At 51.2% G+C, this 17,635-nt stretch carries 21 protein-coding genes; all 21 read right to left on the bottom strand.

Going from position 1 to position 17,635, the window contains the following annotated elements:
* Positions 1-3: 3 nt before the first annotated feature.
* Positions 4-936 (bottom strand): hypothetical protein, encoded by a 933-nt coding sequence (locus AC23NW_RS15425; protein WP_487450531.1) that lies wholly within the window; start codon positions 934-936, stop codon positions 4-6.
* 2 nt (positions 937-938) lie between these two features.
* Positions 939-1,628 (bottom strand): hypothetical protein, encoded by a 690-nt coding sequence (locus tag AC23NW_RS15420; protein WP_487450530.1) that lies wholly within the window; start codon positions 1,626-1,628, stop codon positions 939-941.
* 88 nt (positions 1,629-1,716) lie between these two features.
* Positions 1,717-3,996, bottom strand: a complete 2,280-nt coding sequence (locus AC23NW_RS15415; protein ID WP_487450529.1) for a hypothetical protein — start codon at positions 3,994-3,996, stop codon at positions 1,717-1,719.
* A complete protein-coding gene (locus tag AC23NW_RS15410; RefSeq protein WP_487450528.1) occupies positions 3,993-6,878 on the bottom strand; it encodes a tape measure protein in 2,886 nt (961 codons plus the stop codon). Before AC23NW_RS15410 ends, AC23NW_RS15415 begins: the two co-directional genes overlap by 4 nt.
* Positions 6,878-7,180 carry a hypothetical protein gene (locus AC23NW_RS15405; RefSeq protein ID WP_487450527.1) on the bottom strand — a complete coding sequence of 101 codons (303 nt, stop codon included), beginning with the start codon at positions 7,178-7,180 and terminating at the stop codon, positions 6,878-6,880. Before AC23NW_RS15405 ends, AC23NW_RS15410 begins: the two co-directional genes overlap by 1 nt.
* Positions 7,181-7,191: 11 nt before the next feature.
* Positions 7,192-7,569, bottom strand: a complete 378-nt coding sequence (locus tag AC23NW_RS15400; protein WP_487450526.1) for a hypothetical protein — start codon at positions 7,567-7,569, stop codon at positions 7,192-7,194.
* Positions 7,570-7,652: 83 nt separating this feature from the next.
* Positions 7,653-8,114: a phage tail protein gene (locus AC23NW_RS15395; RefSeq protein WP_487450525.1), complete on the bottom strand. Its 462-nt coding sequence runs from the start codon at positions 8,112-8,114 to the stop codon at positions 7,653-7,655.
* A 26-nt stretch (positions 8,115-8,140) separates the two neighbouring features.
* Positions 8,141-8,527 carry a gp17 family tail completion protein gene (locus tag AC23NW_RS15390; protein ID WP_487450524.1) on the bottom strand — a complete coding sequence of 129 codons (387 nt, stop codon included), beginning with the start codon at positions 8,525-8,527 and terminating at the stop codon, positions 8,141-8,143.
* Positions 8,524-9,012, bottom strand: coding sequence for an HK97-gp10 family putative phage morphogenesis protein (locus tag AC23NW_RS15385; RefSeq protein ID WP_487450523.1), 489 nt, complete (start codon positions 9,010-9,012; stop codon positions 8,524-8,526). Before AC23NW_RS15385 ends, AC23NW_RS15390 begins: the two co-directional genes overlap by 4 nt.
* 18 nt (positions 9,013-9,030) lie before the next feature.
* A complete protein-coding gene (locus AC23NW_RS15380) occupies positions 9,031-9,360 on the bottom strand; it encodes a phage head closure protein (protein ID WP_487450522.1) in 330 nt (109 codons plus the stop codon).
* Positions 9,357-9,515, bottom strand: a complete 159-nt coding sequence (locus tag AC23NW_RS15375) for a hypothetical protein (RefSeq protein WP_487450521.1) — start codon at positions 9,513-9,515, stop codon at positions 9,357-9,359. The genes AC23NW_RS15380 and AC23NW_RS15375 overlap by 4 nt, the downstream gene beginning before the upstream one ends.
* Positions 9,512-10,033 (bottom strand): head-tail connector protein, encoded by a 522-nt coding sequence (locus AC23NW_RS15370; RefSeq protein WP_487450520.1) that lies wholly within the window; start codon positions 10,031-10,033, stop codon positions 9,512-9,514. Before AC23NW_RS15370 ends, AC23NW_RS15375 begins: the two co-directional genes overlap by 4 nt.
* A complete protein-coding gene (locus AC23NW_RS15365) occupies positions 10,033-10,332 on the bottom strand; it encodes a hypothetical protein (RefSeq protein WP_487450519.1) in 300 nt (99 codons plus the stop codon). Before AC23NW_RS15365 ends, AC23NW_RS15370 begins: the two co-directional genes overlap by 1 nt.
* A gap of 13 nt (positions 10,333-10,345) precedes the next feature.
* On the bottom strand, positions 10,346-11,593 hold the full coding sequence (locus AC23NW_RS15360) for a phage major capsid protein (protein ID WP_487450518.1): 1,248 nt from the start codon (positions 11,591-11,593) through the stop codon (positions 10,346-10,348).
* 105 nt (positions 11,594-11,698) lie between these two features.
* Complete coding sequence (locus AC23NW_RS15355; protein ID WP_487450517.1) at positions 11,699-12,406, bottom strand: HK97 family phage prohead protease; 708 nt, start codon at positions 12,404-12,406, stop codon at positions 11,699-11,701.
* Positions 12,363-13,679 carry a phage portal protein gene (locus AC23NW_RS15350; protein ID WP_487450516.1) on the bottom strand — a complete coding sequence of 439 codons (1,317 nt, stop codon included), beginning with the start codon at positions 13,677-13,679 and terminating at the stop codon, positions 12,363-12,365. The genes AC23NW_RS15355 and AC23NW_RS15350 overlap by 44 nt, the downstream gene beginning before the upstream one ends.
* A gap of 81 nt (positions 13,680-13,760) precedes the next feature.
* Positions 13,761-13,964: a hypothetical protein gene (locus tag AC23NW_RS15345; RefSeq protein WP_487450515.1), complete on the bottom strand. Its 204-nt coding sequence runs from the start codon at positions 13,962-13,964 to the stop codon at positions 13,761-13,763.
* A gap of 35 nt (positions 13,965-13,999) precedes the next feature.
* Complete coding sequence (locus tag AC23NW_RS15340; protein ID WP_487450514.1) at positions 14,000-15,703, bottom strand: terminase large subunit; 1,704 nt, start codon at positions 15,701-15,703, stop codon at positions 14,000-14,002.
* A gap of 35 nt (positions 15,704-15,738) precedes the next feature.
* Positions 15,739-16,197 carry a phage terminase small subunit P27 family gene (locus AC23NW_RS15335; protein WP_487450513.1) on the bottom strand — a complete coding sequence of 153 codons (459 nt, stop codon included), beginning with the start codon at positions 16,195-16,197 and terminating at the stop codon, positions 15,739-15,741.
* A 238-nt stretch (positions 16,198-16,435) separates the two neighbouring features.
* On the bottom strand, positions 16,436-17,386 hold the full coding sequence (locus AC23NW_RS15330; RefSeq protein WP_487450512.1) for a hypothetical protein: 951 nt from the start codon (positions 17,384-17,386) through the stop codon (positions 16,436-16,438).
* Between the two features lie 12 nt (positions 17,387-17,398).
* Complete coding sequence (locus AC23NW_RS15325; protein ID WP_487450511.1) at positions 17,399-17,608, bottom strand: hypothetical protein; 210 nt, start codon at positions 17,606-17,608, stop codon at positions 17,399-17,401.
* Positions 17,609-17,635: the final 27 nt, after the last annotated feature.

Here is a 17,635-nt window from a genome sequence, read left to right as displayed (position 1 = left end):
CGCTTACCCCATTACAACACATTCAAATTCGTTTGCTGCCGGGGCGGTCGTAAAGTACACCGTTACGCTGTTCAGGGTTGTGGATGTATAATCCGGCTCCCATGCCTCATCTGTGCTGACCTTACGCATACCGACGATTACCGCCTTTGTATTCAGGTTGTGAATAATCGTAAAGAACGTACCCGAACCGTTGCCCACCTGCGCCAGTACCTTACGAACGACGGTGTTTGTATCAATCGAAATCTGATTACCCGAAATGATAATGCCCGCTCCCTGCGTAAAGCTGGTAGATGTACCGATAAGCGAAAAGGTAAGCGCCGTTGAGTTAAGCGATATAGGGGCATCCGTTGTACAGACGTACACCTTATTACCGTTGGCCGTGCCCTCCGACACAAAGAAGCTCATCGCAAACACCTCCGCCGATGTATCGGCATCCGTTGCCCTTGACCATGCCCCCGAAGCGGCCACCCAGATACCGTTCTGTGAGCCGGTTGTCTGGCCCATTACGGCCACCCGGTCACCTGCGGCCAGCGTTACGCCATCGAGCGTTTGCAGACCCGACAGGGCAATATTAGTTGTTACGCCCACCCTTGCGGCATCTTTCCAGCGCATACCCGCCACCAGCGCATCGACGTAGTTTTTCGTTACAGCGTCCTGCGGGTTTGTCGGGTCTAATAGATTAATAATCCGCTGGTTGCCCATCGACAGCGCCACATTAGGAGCCGTGAGCTGATCGAGCCGGAGGCCCAACACCTGCGTAAGGGTTGCAAGCTGCCGTACCCCGCTGTTATCGCGTAGGTACAGGTAGCCATCGCCGGTATTGTACCAAATCTGGCCGGGCACCGGACTGGCCGGGGCCGCTCCCAGATTGTGAATACGTGGATTCTGTATTTCACTCTGGTTATAGTCGTGGCCGTTACCTATTTTCTTTGCCATAGCTATGATAATTCAGCCGTTCCCGCAAAGGAGAAGGGGCCGAAATTCAGGATTAAGTTGTTGTTATCGACGTAGGTAACAAGGGGTTCCCACTCATTCCCCGCCGAGTCATGGACAATAATTCCGCCCGGCTTATAGCCGAGATTGTGTTTAACCTGCCAGGCGCTTGAGGGCGTATTCTGTACGTGGGTATAGTGGTAGCGGTCGGCCGGTGTAGAGCGGAAATAAAAATCAACAAAGTTGTTTTCGTCCCACCCCTCACCGTCGATGTGATAATACACCCTGTAATGTTCCCCCTCAACAAAGGGAGAGCCGTTCGCCTGAGAGGTAAAAATGTTTGAAGTCTGTTCCGCCCCTATGCCGCCAAGCGTCATATCAGCAGAGAGAGCATAACGGATAGTATCACCAACCGGAGACGTTATCCGGATTTGTGCGGGCTGGCCAGCCTGGTTAGTGGAGTTAACCAGATACGGAATATAAAAATCGTTGTAGTCCGTTTCATTGAATTCTACGTCCGTTGTCCGCCAGTAAACCCGGTAATAGCTCCCCTCTTGCAGAGGAGAGCCATTCACCTGAGACACGAAGACAGTAGAGGCTTGCTCCGGGCCAATGCCCGCCAACGTCATATCCGAGGAGAGAGCATAACGGATGTTATCACCTAGCGGAAAAATTAGGCGTATGCGTTGCGACATTGTTTTTTAAGTTACGTTGAGTGATACAAACGTAACGCTGCCTCCGTGGCTGTTTTGGCGGAATTTCCGACAAAGACCAGTCCACCCCCTAATTTATCACATGCAATACCAGCCCGTTATTATCTTCTACTACACCCGATCCGGTGCCGGGCTGCAATCCGGAGTAAGCATCCTTAATAGGCTCTACGACACCGGCCAGCTTAACGATATTCTTTAGTACAGACTGCAATATTTTACTGGCCCCGCCTGTCAGACTGCCGGTATTACTGTTTTGCCGTGGCAGATATACGGGGGGCTGCGTCTGGCCAATATCGGCCGAACTGGTAGTTTCACCCATCGGGAGTTTATCTCCGTTGGTATTCAGGTAGCTGCCGGACAGGGGAGCGCCGGACGTTTCGCTGATCTCCATTGCGGTTACCTGAACAGTACGGGCTACCAGTCTGCGGGTATAGCGCAACACAATAGCCTTATAACCAAGCTCCGTAAAATGCAGAACATCCGAAAAGCGGATATTATCCGTTTTTAGCGTACCCTCATAACTCCGATTCTGTCTGCCTGTTATCCTGAGCCGGCCGCGTACTGACAGGTTTTGCAGCCGGTCAGTTACGCCGTTCATTACCCAGCGAACGGTAGGGGTCTGGCCGTCTTCGCGGTAAAGCGCTCCAGTACGGATACCGGCTCCGCCCTGCGCCGTAGTCTGATCCCCGATGTATACCGTATAATCTTCCTTTTTCCGCATGGCCGAAGCATCCAGGTTTGGCGGCTCTGCCGTTAACTGTTCAGATACCAGCTCAAGCGAACTACCATCCAGCAAACCCAGACCAAGCCCACGGTAAACAATCCGGTTCGTTGGAGAAGTGCTCCCGTAAAGCGCCACACCGGCATATAACTGAATCCGGATCGTGTAGGCTCCCTGGCCGGGTACATCCTGCGTAGCCTCTACGGTAAAGCTTTCTCCCGAGGTAGGCCGTGAAACCTGCGTACTACCCTGTTTGATCACATTGGAGTACATCAGATAATGTTCAACCTTTGAGCCGTTACCCCATGTCCCGTCTGCTGCCAGGTCGTAGGCCTCTGCCTTACCGAAGTTGGTCACATATGCCGTAATCCGGATTTTAGGTCCGGCCACACCCTGGTTAATATACCGGCCGGTAAAGCGGATAATATGCACCGGCTGTTCAGTACGGGTAAGGAGCTGACCCCGTACATTGGTTGTGATCACGTTGGCAGTGCGCTGAAATATCACCTCCTGATAAAGCGGGCCGATTGCATTCAACTGCTGATCACCTGACGACGTACCGAATATCTCAAGGCCAAACGGGTTATTCTCCGAGCCGTCACCGACCGCCCCTCCCAACATCTGCACGCCGTTGTTTCGCGTCCACCCGTTCAAGGCTCCCGAAAAATCACCGTTACGCAACAGGTTGACCGGCTCGCCATACTCATAGGTTTCTACCCATTTCCGCTTACTTTCCATCACTCCCAGCATACCGCCCGCCAGTGGTGTGCCCGTTCCTTTAAAGGTTACTGTTTTCAGTATGCTTTCACTGTAGGCCGTGCCGTTAGTCACTGTAGCATCAGTATAGGCAATCCATGAACGCGACGAATAATCCCCCGTAAGTTCATCCCGGCGCATTAACTTCCATACGCCATCTTCCTGAAAAAGTACGGCGTTAAAAGCTTCCAGCACCCGTTCTAAGGTATCCTTACACTTGAGCCATTCTCCGTTACGCTGAAAATTTGCAAGCCTTAGCTTTGCATGTTGGAGCGGGTTGTAAGTTGCCCCGGGCGCTCCGCCTGATAACATAGACTCCTCATAGCAATGCACAGAAACATGAAGCGGGATTTCATAGCCTACCCACATCAGACAGTTCCAGACAATACTATGCAGGGTAGTAAGACCCGTAAGCTGATAGCCGAACGGGTATTGATAAAACGGATACTCAGCCAGTGAGCCAAGACCGCAAACGGCCGTTATCTCTACCGGCCCCGATCCCTTTTTGTATTCCTCCCGTGAAGAAAGCGGAGAGAGCCAGCCGGTAAACCGGACAGTGTACACATTCGGGGCGGTCTCCTCCTCAAGCGTTACCCCCATTTCCCGTTCATTCTCCGTATAGAATCCGGAAAGCCCGACGGTAGCCGGAGGGTAGACGCCTATTTTTACCTTAGTGGCCATCAGTCCGAACGGCTCATCAGCACCTACCTCAACCTCCCAGGGTTCAGCCGCTCCGTTCAGGAGCTGAAAGGGGTTTGTATACCCCTTTCGCCAGAAACGAATCCGGTAAACCTTACCCTTACTTTTCCCGTAGGCCGTAGCGCTACGGGTCAGGCATTCTATTCTGTATTGTTCACCGTATCCCGTTTTCATCTACCCCATGATTTATTATTCCTTTCAGCCCGCTTAAGCGCAACAGCCAAATCAGATCCTCTTAACTCAAATTGTCCCGTCACTTCGACAGAACGCCCGCCGCCGATATAAGACTGCAACTTATCCAAAGGCGCAATCACTTCCGGGTTGCGCCGCGTTGTCCCGATCCCTTCCCCCACAAGTCCCATTGTAGGGCCGAAGACCAGACCGCCATTTGCAAAAGCCGCAATATTTGACCCTAGCCCTTTGATCACACCAGCGGCCAGGGTCATACCTCCGCCAGCCGCAAGTTGTTTAGCACCTATAACCTTTGTAATTCCGGTTGGGTCAGGAGAAAGCAGCATAGCAAGACCCGCCATAATCATTGCCCGGCCGATATTGGCCAGATAAGCCGAGATTACATCAAACACCATTTGCAGCGACCGCCGTAGAATATCCTTTGCACCCAACCCGCTACCGATTCCTTCACCGATAGAAAAGACCAAATCAGCACCGCCCTGTTTCAGCTCCTGCGTAGATTGGGAAATTGCTTCTTTGACCTTTTGCACCGATTCCAGTAAACGGGCTGGCAGTGGCCCGAGCGGATCAAGTCCCGCCACTGCACTACTTATTTGTCTGTTTAGCCCGCCAAGAAATTTGGGCCAGTCTTTCAGGGCGGACTTTAAATCCGTGAAGCTTTGCAGGTTAGCCCCCTGCCGTTCGATTGTCGCGTTAAGCCTGTCCGGAACGGCCTTAATAGCGCCCTGTAACGGTTGCTTAAACACCGTGGAGTCCATGATTTCCGTAAGCTTATTGTTACGGTTGAGTTTCAGGGACAAATCCAGCACCAGCGGTTTACGCTCAATCTCCTCTATTGCGGCCCGGTATCCCTGCGCTACTGCGGCCAGCACATCAGGAATTTCTTTCCCTTTGAGGATAAAGGACTGTATTTCCTTCTCTACCTCCTCTAAGCGCTTTTTGTAGATTTCCAGCAGTGTAGAGACATCCGAGAAACGGGCCTTAAACTTCGCCTCATCATCGGAACCGGCATTACCATTACCTGTATCGGTTTTTGTCCCTGCCGGTTTGCCGGTCACGGCCGGTAATTTTGCAGCCTTTACCGAGCTGGCCACCTCCGCCCCCGCCTGAGCAACGCCCTGTAATTTGAGTTTTAACCCGTCTGCATACGTGCCGATCCTGGCCAGCCCGTCACGGACTGACCCGGCCAGTTTGTCAGCGCCTACCGCGTCAAGGAAGTTGGCAAACAATCCGCCCACCGTAACAATACCTGTCCGGGTTAAATCTATAATGCCATTCCAGAGCGCTATAGTAATGTTTTGCAGCCCCTCCCTGATTAGTGACCAGTTACCGGTTAAAATGCCCGTGAGCGCCTTAAAAATACCCGCCAGCACATTGCCACCGGTATTGAACAGAATCACCAGCACATCAAAAGCCCCCTTTACGATTGTTTTGATGTTTTCCCAGGCCAGTTTTATCACCCCGCCGATACGTGACCAGATAGCGGACGTAAACGCTATTATCGGTGTCCATACTGCCCGGTAGTATGCCGCCAGGGCACCAAAAACAATTTGCGCCGCCGCCGCAAACTGAGTAATGGCCGTCCGGAGGAAATTAAACGCCGTAACGGCCACATTTACCACCGTTGACCAGATACCCGAATCAATCAGGAACGCTTTAAGCTTCTGCCAGGTTGAGGTAACAAAACCAACCAGACTGTTAAACCCGCTTTTCAGCAGGTTAACCATAGCCGTAACGCCCCTTACCACCGCATCCCAGATACCCGAATCTACCAGCACGCTTTTAATTTCGTCCCAATAGGTCACAATCAGGGTAGCGGCCGTGGCAATTACGGCCACGGTAATACCGAGCGGCCCGGCAAACGTGGCCAGCCCTAATTTAAGCACCGGTAAAAGCTTCATTACGCTGCCGACCGCAAACAGCAGAGGCCCGAACGAACCGGCCAGCGTTGCTACCGCTATAATTCCCTTTTGCGCTGCCGGGGGCATTGCGTCAAAGGATTCTGTCAGGCTATCAAACAGGCTTGAGACTGAATTTAACAGCTCCTCTAACCGGAATGTTTTAACCAGACTTTCACCGACCTTAGCCCCGAAAATTTGCAGGGAGTCCCCGGCATTTTCGACAGCGTTCTTAAATCCGCCCGTGGCTTTAGGTAGCTTTTCCAGCTCCCTTACCAGCGCCTCCACAAAGCCTTTACCATCGACTTTCTTAGAAATTTCCGCCGTGTCAACCGTCCCGAAAGCGGCCAGCATAGCTTTTCTAAGCTGTGGTAACGACTGCGAAAGCGTCCGTATATCCTCCCCGAATCCTGATTTTTTGTTGAATAACTGAACGAGCTGCACGTTTACCCGCTGCAACTCTACTTTCCCTTTACCGACCGTGGCCAGTGCGTTACCCACTGCCAGTAGAGACCGCCGGGCGAACTCTGCCGATGTGCCCGCCGCCTGTAGATTTACACTACCCTCTACGGCCTCCTTTAGTCCCAGGCCGGGGAGCCTGGCAACCTCCCGAAGCTTCACAAACTCAGCGTTTGCCGCCTCTGTACTGCCCATTACCGAGGTAAGCCCGCGCCTGAGCGTATCCAGATCACCGAAAAGACCAAGAGCCGCAAGAGCGGCCCCGGCAATAGGTAACGACAGATACCGCGTGAGCTGGCCTCCCACATTTTGTAAACCGCTGCCGAGCCGCCCCAATCCACGCTCAAAAACCCGGCTTTGCCGATCCGCCGAAGCGAACGACTGAGCCAGGTTCGTATTAAGGTCACGGGTAAGGTTACCGACAGCGGAGCGGGCCTGATTCATACCGGCCACAAAGCCCGATACAATAGCCCCGAGAGATATATTAACCGCTCCTATCCCTGCCATTATGAATTGAATCGTTTGGTGAGCGCCTGAAACTTGTCAGACTGTATTTTCTTAGCCTTCCGGGTTGTCTGCTCTTTCGGGGCGAACTGATCCATAAACAGCGGCCACACCTCCGCCCCCGTAACCGGCCGGGCTTTTTCTTTCCGGTGGATATTGCAGAAAAGCGTAAACAGGGAGCGGAAACGGGCGGATTCTTCATCCTGTCTCCGCTCGTAAGCCTCCACCATCAGGGAAAACCCTTTAGGTGTGGTTTTCCAGAACTGAGCCTCAGTAAGCCCGATTTGAAAGGCCCGTATCAGCAATTCGTCCCAGTTTACCGGCTCGCTTTTACTGTGCTTTTTGGCTTTTCGTTTACGGCTTGCGTTGAGGCTATCAAGCCAGAAAAGGCGATTTGGATAAACCCCATTGCTTCTTTATACTCTTCCATAATCCGCCCTGAATCCTCCGGTGAAATGTCCCGTAACCACCGGCTGGCCGTGCGCTGGCTGAAATCTTCCGGCAAGTCGTTTACATCCTCTCCGGACTTGAGACCGCAATAGGTCAGAAGCGGGATAATCTGAAACGGGTTGGTTTCGAAATACGCCTCTAACTCATCCTGCGGAATGATTGCATTCAGGATGGAAAGAAAGAAATAGTCAAAAAACAGGGTACGGGCTTTACCGCCCAAAGTCAATACTAGCTGGCCTTTCATGGCTGTTCTGATTGTGTTACGTTGAGTAAAAATTGAAAAATCAAGCGGGCTGCATGATGTAGCCCGCTTGTGAGTAAAGGAGATTATGAGCCAGGTACGTTAGCCTTAGACCACGCTCCGGAGCCTGACAGCTCAACATCATAGGTTGCCAGACCGGCATTAGGGCCGGAAAGGTTCAAATCCTTGATAAAGAGCGGGCCGGAAAACACAGGATCACCGATGTTCGATGTACCCCATTTCGCGTCTAAAACCTCTTCCGCCAAATGCCAGTCGGAAAAATCCTCATAGCTTACGTTTGCGGCCTTTTCACCAGTCGGGTAGATGAAATAGAATCCTTTGACTGACAAAGACCAGTCCGGGTCTTCGCCGTTGGGTAGTTTACCGGTGCCCGACCGGCACGAGTATTTATCCTCCCCTTTGGAACTCTTAAACTGAATATCCTCAGCACACCCGACCATTACAAAGTCGGTGCCCCCTGGCTTTTTGATGGCAAGGTAAATTTCTTTACCCTTCACCTGTTTTCTGGTTCTAGCGGTTGCCGCCATTTCTAAGTTACGTTGAGTAAGTATGTTTAAAGCTGCGTAGCGTGTACGCTGAACTCTACCCGTTTGTAATAGGCTCCAAGCTCCGAATCTTCCGAGTCGTCACCCTCACGCCCTGAATCAATAGAAAGCGAGTATCCCTCTATTGTCCCGTCGAAGTCATCTAAGGCCCGCCTTAGCGCTTCTGTTACTGTCTGTAATTCCTGGTAGGTTTTGGCCAGTACTCCCACGGCGAGCGTTCCGTAAAACTCCTTATCGGCCGAGCGGCAAGGGATACGCTCAATGTCTCCCGTACTGTATTCGAGCATGGGGAAAGCCTCCCCCTGATTGAATTTTACGGGTTTGATCCGGTCAGCAACCAGTGAGGTTACATCCGCCGAACCGAGCAGGATAGCCACAATGGCTTTTGCTATCATCGTTTTAAAATCCGTTTTAAAATCCGTTTTACGATCCGTTCCGCCGATGTGCCGAACCCGTTCACTACCTCCCCGATTGTCTCATTATAGGCCCGCGTTAAAAAGTCATTTGCGGCCATATGCTTTGTACCGAGGGTCAGGAAGTGAGTACGCCAGCCGACCTTACCGCGTTTTTTGGATGTACCTACCAGCCCCTCTACCAGCGCCTCCCCTGATCCGCGAACAATTTTTATCCGCTGATCCGCCTGGGTTGCCCCGTTCTTGCGGTATTCGTTCGCGTTCGGGTTACGACGGTGGCGGAGGCTGATTTTCATTCCCTCCTTACCGGCTCCGCCCACGGGAGCGTTACGCTGTGTTGCTTCAAGCATGGGCTTTAACGAGTCCCTTAGCGTTCGGCCGGTCACCGTAGCGTCAAACGCCCGCCCGACCTGCGCCAACTGCTTATCGAAAACCCGTAGGTCTGAATCTTCAACCTGAATACGCATAACGTAGCTATCTATACGTTAATCTTTACGGGAGCATTCGAGGAGCGTCCATTGTCTGCGCCCCTGTTCCGATACGGCCAGAATGTTGTATTCCGCGCCGTCACAGAGAACCCGCATAGAGGGGGTTATATCAGACCGGAAACGAACGTAAAAAACCACCTTAGAAAAGCTCGTAAGCCGCCCCGATTCGGTTTCCTTTTCGTCTCCGTTTCCTTCAACCTTTGCGCCCTGGATACGGCAAACCATATCCCATACCGGGAATGACTCATTGAACGCGTTTTTAATTGTTGCCTTTTGTTCCACCACCAGCACCCTATCAAGTACCTGCGTGGGTTTGCGTGCTTTCATCGTCCGAGCGCCTTTTTAATCACGAAATCGGTTCCGGCCTTGCAGTCAGCGAAAACGTGTGTTTTCGGCTCACCGCTGCCGGTTTCCACCACCTCCCATTTGCCTGTTTTTGCGTTCAGTTTCGGGAATGTGTAACTGATTTGCTTTTGCTTCACGGTGTTTTGTGGGTTTTGAAGTTCTTAAGCAGCTTATCCACGACAGTAGGCCAGTTACGGGCGTTATCCCCCCGGTTGTCGTACCATTCACGGACAAGGATTTTAAGCGCCTGTTTTACGGCATCCGGCACAAAGTCAGCCGGAAAACCCCGTTTGTAGGTTACGCCATAGTAATTGCGGGCATGAGGAAACGAACCGAATAACAGCAGATAATCCCCGATAAGCTCATAAGCGCCTTCGTTAACCTCCTCCCCGTCTACCGTTATCTCCTTCACCTCTGTTACATAGCAGCCGGGCAAACAATAACCATCATAGAGATTATCAGTAATAAGCTCCCATTCACGGGAGAAAATAGCCTGTTTGGTTTGCGCCTCTACCTCATCCATAGCGGACAGCAAAAGGGGCAATACTACGGGTTGCCATTCGGAGGCATCAACCTGTACATATGCTAAAAGCTCCTCCTGTGTTACGGGGAGGTCACTTTTCGGGTAATTAGTTTTGGGGCGAAGGTTATACATTACTTAGGGGCGTTACGGGTGCGTGCTGGTCTGGGAGCGATTGTAATCACGGGCGGAGCGGGTGTTTCCTCCACCGGAGCGGGCGTTTCCTCCACTACGGGGGCTGGCTCTGCCTCTACCGGAGCCGGTGTTTCCTCCACTACCGGAGAGGTTGAGGGTGTCTCCTCTGCGTACCGGCAAAGCCCGTCACGGACACACAAACGGGCTGTTTCTGGCTCTAATTCAGTCTGTAAATTGAGCGAGAGTGTAAAATCCACCCCCGCACAATTTTTCAGACCGATGACTTTAACTTTCTGCATCGGCTTTTAGCTGTTAGCTGGCTGCGTTTTTCAGTTTCTTGATAGCCGATGGATTCAACAGTTTACCATCGAAACGCATAAAGCCAACATAACCCACCTGATCGTTTTCAGCAAAACGTTCATCCAGACGACGGATACGGGAGCCGTTTACCTGGCGGATCATGTACGCGCTCATATCACCAAAGACAACCGGAGACTTACCGGCACCGATTTTGTCCATGTCCTGATTGATCGTATACAGATAGCCATTCAGCGTACTTGGCACACCTTTGGTAATATCACCCTGTTTCCAGATGTAATTACCTTCCGCGTCCTTAAGCTTTTTCAGCGCCTTAAGCGTATCATCGTGGAACATGTACCGGCACGAAGCGGCATCCCGGTAAGCCGGATCAACCGAATGTTCCAGCTCAATCAAGCCATCCACATCAATTGCAGCAGCCGCACCCGTAAAGCCGGTAGAACATGCCGTTACCAGCCCCTGCGGCTGACCCGAACCAGTACCGACAGTAGCATGTTTGTTCAATACGCGCTGTAAACGTTCTGCAACTTTCTTGGCTGTGTGGCCCTGAATGTCAATGATTGAATCCTCAACCAGAGAGTAAGGAATCAGGATAAAGCCGGAACTGTAGGTAAAGGCAGAAATCGAAACTCCGCCAAACGTAAGCGGTGTAGAGCCGGTTGTCACATCTGCGTTTTCACCGACGATATAACCCATGTTGGCCGTATCATCACCAGTAGGATAGTTAATGATATTACCATCCGACGTATTGAGGAGCTGCGCCACTTTCAGCATACCGCCAAACTCTTTGAGCTGGTCGATAAGCTTGTTTGACCACTGAGCAGGAATCAGATACCCGCCCGTTGTACTACCCGAAGCGCCGCTTTGCGGAGTAGCCGCCCGGCCTTCAATGTGCGGAGTCAGCAAACTGCGCTGTTCTGCGCTAAGGCTGTGCGCTCCGTAACGCAAATAACGCTCAAACGCTTCTGAGCGCCGCTCATCGTCGGTCTGGCTACCCTTGCCGGATTCATTCCGCTGGCGTTCAAACTCCGTAGCAGCTAACTGGCGGTTACGCGCCTCTGCGTCCTGGAGTCGTTTCACAGAGGTATCAATACTCCGGAACTCCTCCTCTAATTTGTCGTAGATTGCCTGATCCTCAGCAGCCAAAGCGCCCGTGGCCTTGTCTGCCTTGTCATTGATTGAACGTTGCTCTACAACGATTTGACCGAGCCGGTTTTGCAGCTCAAGCAAGTTTACACTCATTTTAAGTTACGTTGAGTAAAAAGAAAAAGTAAAAAAACTGGTAAGGCTATAGCGGCCAGCCGCCCCCGGATTGGAGACCCGCCCCGGGAGGGCTGACCATTCGGTTTATACCTTGAGCATGGCCAATGTGCGTTCGTTGGCCGTTAATTGTCTGGCCCGCTGTTCGGCCAGTTGGGTTTTAGGGGGTTCGATTTCAGGAACGCCGGTCTCCTGTTGAGTCAGTCCGTTTTCACTGTATGAGCGGGCGGCTAAATCACCCTGCGGGTAGGCCGGACGAACAACAGGGCCAATGTCAATCAGGCGCTTTATCTTGTGGATGTGGCGAATAATTGTCCCGTCTGTCAGCCGCTCCCAGACATCAGATTCCTTGTCAGCGATAAAGCGGAAACTATTTCCGCGTATATCCCTGCGGTCGATGTATACGGCCAGCTTTGTAGAAATTGGCAGGGGCGGCAAATCGCATTCATAGCGAACGCCGATCCGGTCAATATTCAGCCGTAGCGTTGCCGGTGTACGGCCCAAAAGCTCACCCTCTTCATGGTCAATGCAACATACTACATCAGTAATATCGCAGCCATCAAAAGCGCCCGGCTCTATGACCTCCCGGAACTCCACGGCCTCCCCTGAATCCAGGATCAAAAGCATGGGTTTCGATAAAGCCCCGAACACTACGCCCGTCCCCATCAAAACCGTAACATTACCGCCATCCGTGGCCCTGCTTTCGGTCGTTATCGCTGACTCTTCCGGACTTAATACGCGCTGATCGTAATTATTCCGGCCCTGGTTGTTTCTGATTACCTCTAGGATTTCCATTAGGTTGAGGTGTTACGGTGGTATTCTTTGGTGCAAAATTTTCCTCTCTCAGCGGCTGGAAACCGGATTGAATAAACGTCTCATCACAAAGCGGGTTGTCTAACTTATTGTCACCTTCCCGCTCCCTGATTTCGTTTGGCGTAATGGAGCCGGTGTTAAACCGTTTCTCAAAATACGTGGCCCGCGTTGCCGGATTAGGCCGTAGAGCATAATCCATGTCAAATTCAAACCACATTGTCAGTTGCTCCGATTCGAGGAGTAGTTTTCGTTTAAACTCCTGCTCTATCCGCTCAATCCAGGGGAAAAGACAATCATCCTTGAAATCCTGGGTTTGCTGTTCGATGTTGTTATTTGTCGAACGTTCCAGCTCCTGTAATTTATGGAGAGGCACCCGGTACATACGGGCGATTTCGGCAATCTGAAACTTCCGGGTTTCAATAAACTGCGCCTCATTGGGGGGTATAGAGAACCGTTCGTACTTTAACCCGCTCTCAAGGAGCATCGGTACATGAGAGTTTTTAAGCCCTGCGTACTTCTCCTTTAGTTGCTTATGCAACCGCTTGAAAGCCACATCGGATAACGCATCCGGCGTGCTGAATCCTCCCGTTGAGTGGGCACCGTTACCGAAGAACCTTGCGCCGAATTTCTGAGCCGCCAGCGCCAGGGAAATACCTTCACGGTGTAAAGCAATCGGGCTTTTCCCAATTACGCCGTTATTACCCAGGCATGTAATGTGGATTATATCCCGCTTTTCCTTAAGCTCCCCGTCTACGTAGTAGTAAAGGTACTTTTGCCGGCCGATCTTAAGCCACACAGGATCACATTCCCCCGGCTCTAAATGCTGAATCTCCCGTACCGCTCCCGTACCATCCCGGATAATATGAGCGTAGCCGTTACCATGCCTGAGCGCATCACTAATCAGCGCCTGAAAAAACTGATACCAGGTCTGAAACTGATTGGGCGTAGTAGCCAGCAGCCGCCAAAGCTTATGATCCCGTGCATGTTCCGAGCCGTTCTTTACCTCACGTTTCAGTGTCAGCGGCAAAACCGCTATACTGTCAGAGATAATCTGGATTGCCGAATAGACAGCCGACAACCGCATGGCTGTTTCAGGGCTTACGTGTTCCCCGGCGCTTGGACTCTCCCCGGTCATTTCCTCCCAGGTATCCATAGCGGTTACCGGTACGGCCGGATTTTCAAGGCTCCGGGACTCTGACCCCAAGCCAATTGCCTTAAGAGTACTTTCCCACAAATTCGTTAGTTTGTTTGCCACAATAGTTACAGTTACGTTGAGCGATACAAACGTAAGCCCGCCGCTGTGGCTGTTTTGGCGGGATTTCCGACAAACACCAGCCTACCCCCGACTTTTCCGGGGGTAATACCACTCTTTGAAGCCGGAAAACGAAAAGGGAATCTGGAAACCGTGCTTTGCCTCAAATTGGGCGGAGGCTGTGAAGAATGCCCGCTCAAGACTTGCGGAAAGGTCAGTTTTGTAGGCTGTTTCGACCATCAGCCGGAAATAATCCTTTAAACTTGGAGCGTCTGCGGTGGTTTGCATTTTATCTTTCGTTGAGTTTGTATCGTACATTACAATTATCCTAAGTCCCTTAATCCCCGCTCTTCGTACACCGAGCCGGTAGCCTGCCAGTTCCAGGTTAGAAATTCTCCAAGTGCCATAATACCCGCCACGATCCCGTCAATTTTTTCGTTGGACTTCTCTTTGTCGGGCCGCTGGTTGCCGCTGGCATCGGTGCGGATGGCCACGTTTGACAGCATCCATGTTAGAACCGGGTTGTTACCATGCTGCAAGCGCTGTTCAAGCACCATCTTTTCAAATTCCTTTGTCGGTGTGGCAAACGTTTTTATCCCCTGGACAAAATCGGTCAACCGGCTTATCTGTTTTCCCTCTACCGTCCGTGGTGGTAGCTCTGCCTCCAAATCCTGTACTACGCTGGTAGAGTTCCACGGGTCACGGGCGATTGATTCCACCTTGTAATACTTGCAATAGGCCAGAATTTCAGATGTAATCTGGTTATAGTTGATCGTACCGCCCGGACAGGTCTTTACCCACCCGTCATTGATCCACTTCCGGAGGTCAGATAGTCCCGCGTCGATACGGGCCTTTACGGTATCCTCCGGTATCCAGAGCCAGACAAGAAGCTGAAACGTGCCATCGGGCATGGGGAAAATGAGCGAAAACGCCGTAAAATCCTGTGTGGCGGAGAGGTCTAACCCTCCGTAGCATTTCCGGCCCCTCAGCGCCTCACGATCAATCGTTTTACCGTATTTTACCCATTTTTCGTGCTGAATCCACGTTTTGGCGGCATCCATCCACTTATTCAGGTTCTTGGTCTGAAAGTTTACCAGCGCCTCACCGCCCCTGTCCAGTGCCTCTTTTGCGTCGTCTTTCAGGTTGTCGAGGTAGATCGAGGCTCCCAGATTGGGGTTTGCTTTGCCCCAAACGTCGGTATTCTGCCAGTCGTCGTCATCATCGAGCGTAAAAATCAAGCCAAACAGAGCGTCATTACTTACCCGCCCCTCTAACACATCCGTTACCAGTTTCCGGTAACCGTAACAGGGGTAAGTCTTGTTAAAACCGGCCGTGGTAATAATGTCTATGAGGGGTTGACGGCGTGCCCCCATCCCCGAAGACATTACGTGTAACATACCGTCCGTCTTGTGCTCGTGGTATTCGTCGATAATGGCATGGTGAGGGTCAAAACCATCTTGTGTTTTTGAGTCACTACCAACGGGCTTGATAAAGGAGCCGGTGTAGGGGACGAAAACGGACTTTTTAAAGACCTCAAACAGCCCGTCCGGATTCTCTTTCCGGAACTCAAAGCCGGGCGTTTTGCGGGCAATTTTCCAAACGTCGTCAAACCCGATCCGCGCTTGTTCCTCTTTCGTGGCGACAAAATAGACCTGTGCTCCCTGCTCACCGTCGAGCGTCGTGGTAAACATGGCCTTACCCGCACACTCCGTAGTTTTACCGTTCTTCCTGGCAACTTCTTTGTAACTCCGCCGAAAGCGCCGCGTACCGTTTTCCCGTTTCCACCCGAACAAATTGTATACATAAAATTGCTGGTGAGGCTCAAGGTGTATCGGCTTACCGGCCAGTTGCCCTTTATGGTGCCGGAGGAGGTGAAAGAAGTTAATTACCCGCTCTCCTGTCTTATGATCGAGAGTTAACCCACGGTCACGCCCTGATTCGATGTCCGACAAAAAACGCTCAACGGCCAGCCGGGTATACTTACCCGCTATTTGTCTGCCGGACAATACCTCCTCACAGTATTTCATTACCGTGGGGTTGTAATTCTTCCGCTGCCGGGCCATTACAGTAATCCGGCTAACGGGTGGGCTTTTTTCTGTTCTTTGGCCGGTACATCCTTACGGGTAGAGGGGGATAAACCAAACTGTCTGCCGAGCCTGTCCGCCCGATCCTGACAATCATTGGCCATTTTCCATTTGGGGCTTGGAGCCTCAACACCGTTAGGCATTGTTATAATCAAATCCTCTTTATTCAGCTCTCCCATGATCCGCATGTAGAGGCCCATGTAGTGACAGTACCGGCCGAACGCTAAAATTTCACTATCTGCCAAAAGACCGGCTTCAAGGAGCTTCGGGCCGTATTCGCGCCATATTCGTTTACCTTGCTCGCAGATGTAATCCGGCAAAACCGGCATCCGTGAAAGTGGCTTCTGTTCGGATTTTTCTGCCTCCTTTTTCGTTCTACATGGCTGATTAGTACCACGTTTACGTTTATCGTCGTCAGTTGTTTTAGATCGTCCCATTAAGTTACGTTGAGTTTGAATTGCCCCGGGGGGTGCCGGGGTCGAAAAAATTTTGCACGCACATCTCTACTCCTGGATGTCCGGTCGGAAAAACCGGCTCGTTTGGGATTTGACCCCACCCCCTCTGCCTCAGCCAGTTAGGGCCGGAAAGCACCTCAGCAGAGAGGGTAATAAAAAAGGCCATAACAATGCACATTAAGCGCTCATTATGGCCTTTCAATACCGTTAAACTGTGTTATTAACTGAATGCAGCATCAGTTAACTGCTCACTAAGTACAGATACCTGATCAATTATTGCCCTGTACTGCACAACGGATAGTTCTTCCTTTTCTACCTTATGCAGCATGTCGATACCTGTCTTTATGAAATTGAGCGCATCCCATACCTGAGGCTCTAACGTCAAACCATCCAGCCGCCTAAAGTCCGGATTATGCAGGTAGTCATATGGCAGGATAAATCTTGTGCCAAGCGGAAAGCTATCATGCTGCACGGGGGTAACACAACCCTTACTCAAGACCTTATTGAAGCAGTCAGTTAGTAGCTCCTCCTCCTCCTGCTCGCTTAACTCAATGGGTGTAGTCAGTCTTGGCTCGCCATGCACAACATTTATCAAATTTCCGACCCTAAACGGATAAAGACGAAAAGAAAAAGAGGGGCTTTCATATTTATCATACACATCCCGTATCACCTCTTCGAATCTTTCCCACTCAAAGCTAAGTGTACGGCCCTTCATATGCCGGATAGCCTTATCTACCTTTTCTTTGCGTTCTGCCTTTGCTGCCTCTACTTTACGCTCAAGCGCTTCTTTTTGCCGCTCTGTGTAGTTGTCCAGTGCCTCACGGAGCGCCGCGCCGCTTACAGTCACCTTTACGGCCGTAGGCTTATGCTTGTGGTACTCATCCATAATGGCCGCTTCCTTTTGCTCAACAGCAACAGGCTTTGCGGTGGTAGTCCCATAAAGGCGCTCAAGCTCTTTGTCAATCTTTTCGCCATAACAGAATAAACCACCGTCCGGGCGTACTCCACAGTAAAAGACTCCTGCAAACCTAAAGATTGGTTCCCCTTTATAAGTCCCCACAAACTCGTGCCCACCTTCACTTATTATTCGTGAAATTCTATGCACCTGAGCAGTTGTTAGCGCGACAGGGAATACATGAACAGTCCCATCTACAAAATACTTCGTTTCCATTGGTCGGTGTAGTTATTTTCCTTTAATATATTTCTCCTCAATACTATAGGCAGTTCCCAGCCACAGAACAGTAAGCGCTCCGCCAAATACCAGAGAGCCGGGACTCCATTTCAGTATGTTGTAAGGCAGGTCTGTAAATACCAGCGCAAACACATAAACCAGCGCCGCATTAAAGGTGAGATTCCAAAGAAGCTTGATAAGCACTAACAGAGCGTTAGACATTTTAGAACAAGTTAAAAGTGAGTAAAA

The sequence above is a fragment of the Arsenicibacter sp. R0_47 genome, assembly GCF_057652235.1.
The sequence above is the reverse complement of the archived record's forward strand: the minus strand, read 5'-3'. Positions and strand labels throughout refer to the sequence as shown.

Coding starts and splice junctions, on each gene's coding strand:
- AC23NW_RS15425 (WP_487450531.1), bottom strand. CDS start 936: ATGGCAAAGAAAATAGGTAACGGCCACGACTATAACCAGAGTGAAATA.
- AC23NW_RS15420 (WP_487450530.1), bottom strand. CDS start 1,628: ATGTCGCAACGCATACGCCTAATTTTTCCGCTAGGTGATAACATCCGT.
- AC23NW_RS15415 (WP_487450529.1), bottom strand. CDS start 3,996: ATGAAAACGGGATACGGTGAACAATACAGAATAGAATGCCTGACCCGT.
- AC23NW_RS15410 (WP_487450528.1), bottom strand. CDS start 6,878: ATGGCAGGGATAGGAGCGGTTAATATATCTCTCGGGGCTATTGTATCG.
- AC23NW_RS15400 (WP_487450526.1), bottom strand. CDS start 7,569: ATGAAAGGCCAGCTAGTATTGACTTTGGGCGGTAAAGCCCGTACCCTG.
- AC23NW_RS15395 (WP_487450525.1), bottom strand. CDS start 8,114: ATGGCGGCAACCGCTAGAACCAGAAAACAGGTGAAGGGTAAAGAAATT.
- AC23NW_RS15390 (WP_487450524.1), bottom strand. CDS start 8,527: ATGATAGCAAAAGCCATTGTGGCTATCCTGCTCGGTTCGGCGGATGTA.
- AC23NW_RS15385 (WP_487450523.1), bottom strand. CDS start 9,012: ATGCGTATTCAGGTTGAAGATTCAGACCTACGGGTTTTCGATAAGCAG.
- AC23NW_RS15380 (WP_487450522.1), bottom strand. CDS start 9,360: ATGAAAGCACGCAAACCCACGCAGGTACTTGATAGGGTGCTGGTGGTG.
- AC23NW_RS15370 (WP_487450520.1), bottom strand. CDS start 10,033: ATGTATAACCTTCGCCCCAAAACTAATTACCCGAAAAGTGACCTCCCC.
- AC23NW_RS15365 (WP_487450519.1), bottom strand. CDS start 10,332: ATGCAGAAAGTTAAAGTCATCGGTCTGAAAAATTGTGCGGGGGTGGAT.
- AC23NW_RS15360 (WP_487450518.1), bottom strand. CDS start 11,593: ATGAGTGTAAACTTGCTTGAGCTGCAAAACCGGCTCGGTCAAATCGTT.
- AC23NW_RS15355 (WP_487450517.1), bottom strand. CDS start 12,406: ATGGAAATCCTAGAGGTAATCAGAAACAACCAGGGCCGGAATAATTAC.
- AC23NW_RS15345 (WP_487450515.1), bottom strand. CDS start 13,964: ATGCAAACCACCGCAGACGCTCCAAGTTTAAAGGATTATTTCCGGCTG.
- AC23NW_RS15340 (WP_487450514.1), bottom strand. CDS start 15,703: ATGAAATACTGTGAGGAGGTATTGTCCGGCAGACAAATAGCGGGTAAG.
- AC23NW_RS15335 (WP_487450513.1), bottom strand. CDS start 16,197: ATGGGACGATCTAAAACAACTGACGACGATAAACGTAAACGTGGTACT.
- AC23NW_RS15330 (WP_487450512.1), bottom strand. CDS start 17,386: ATGGAAACGAAGTATTTTGTAGATGGGACTGTTCATGTATTCCCTGTC.
- AC23NW_RS15325 (WP_487450511.1), bottom strand. CDS start 17,608: ATGTCTAACGCTCTGTTAGTGCTTATCAAGCTTCTTTGGAATCTCACC.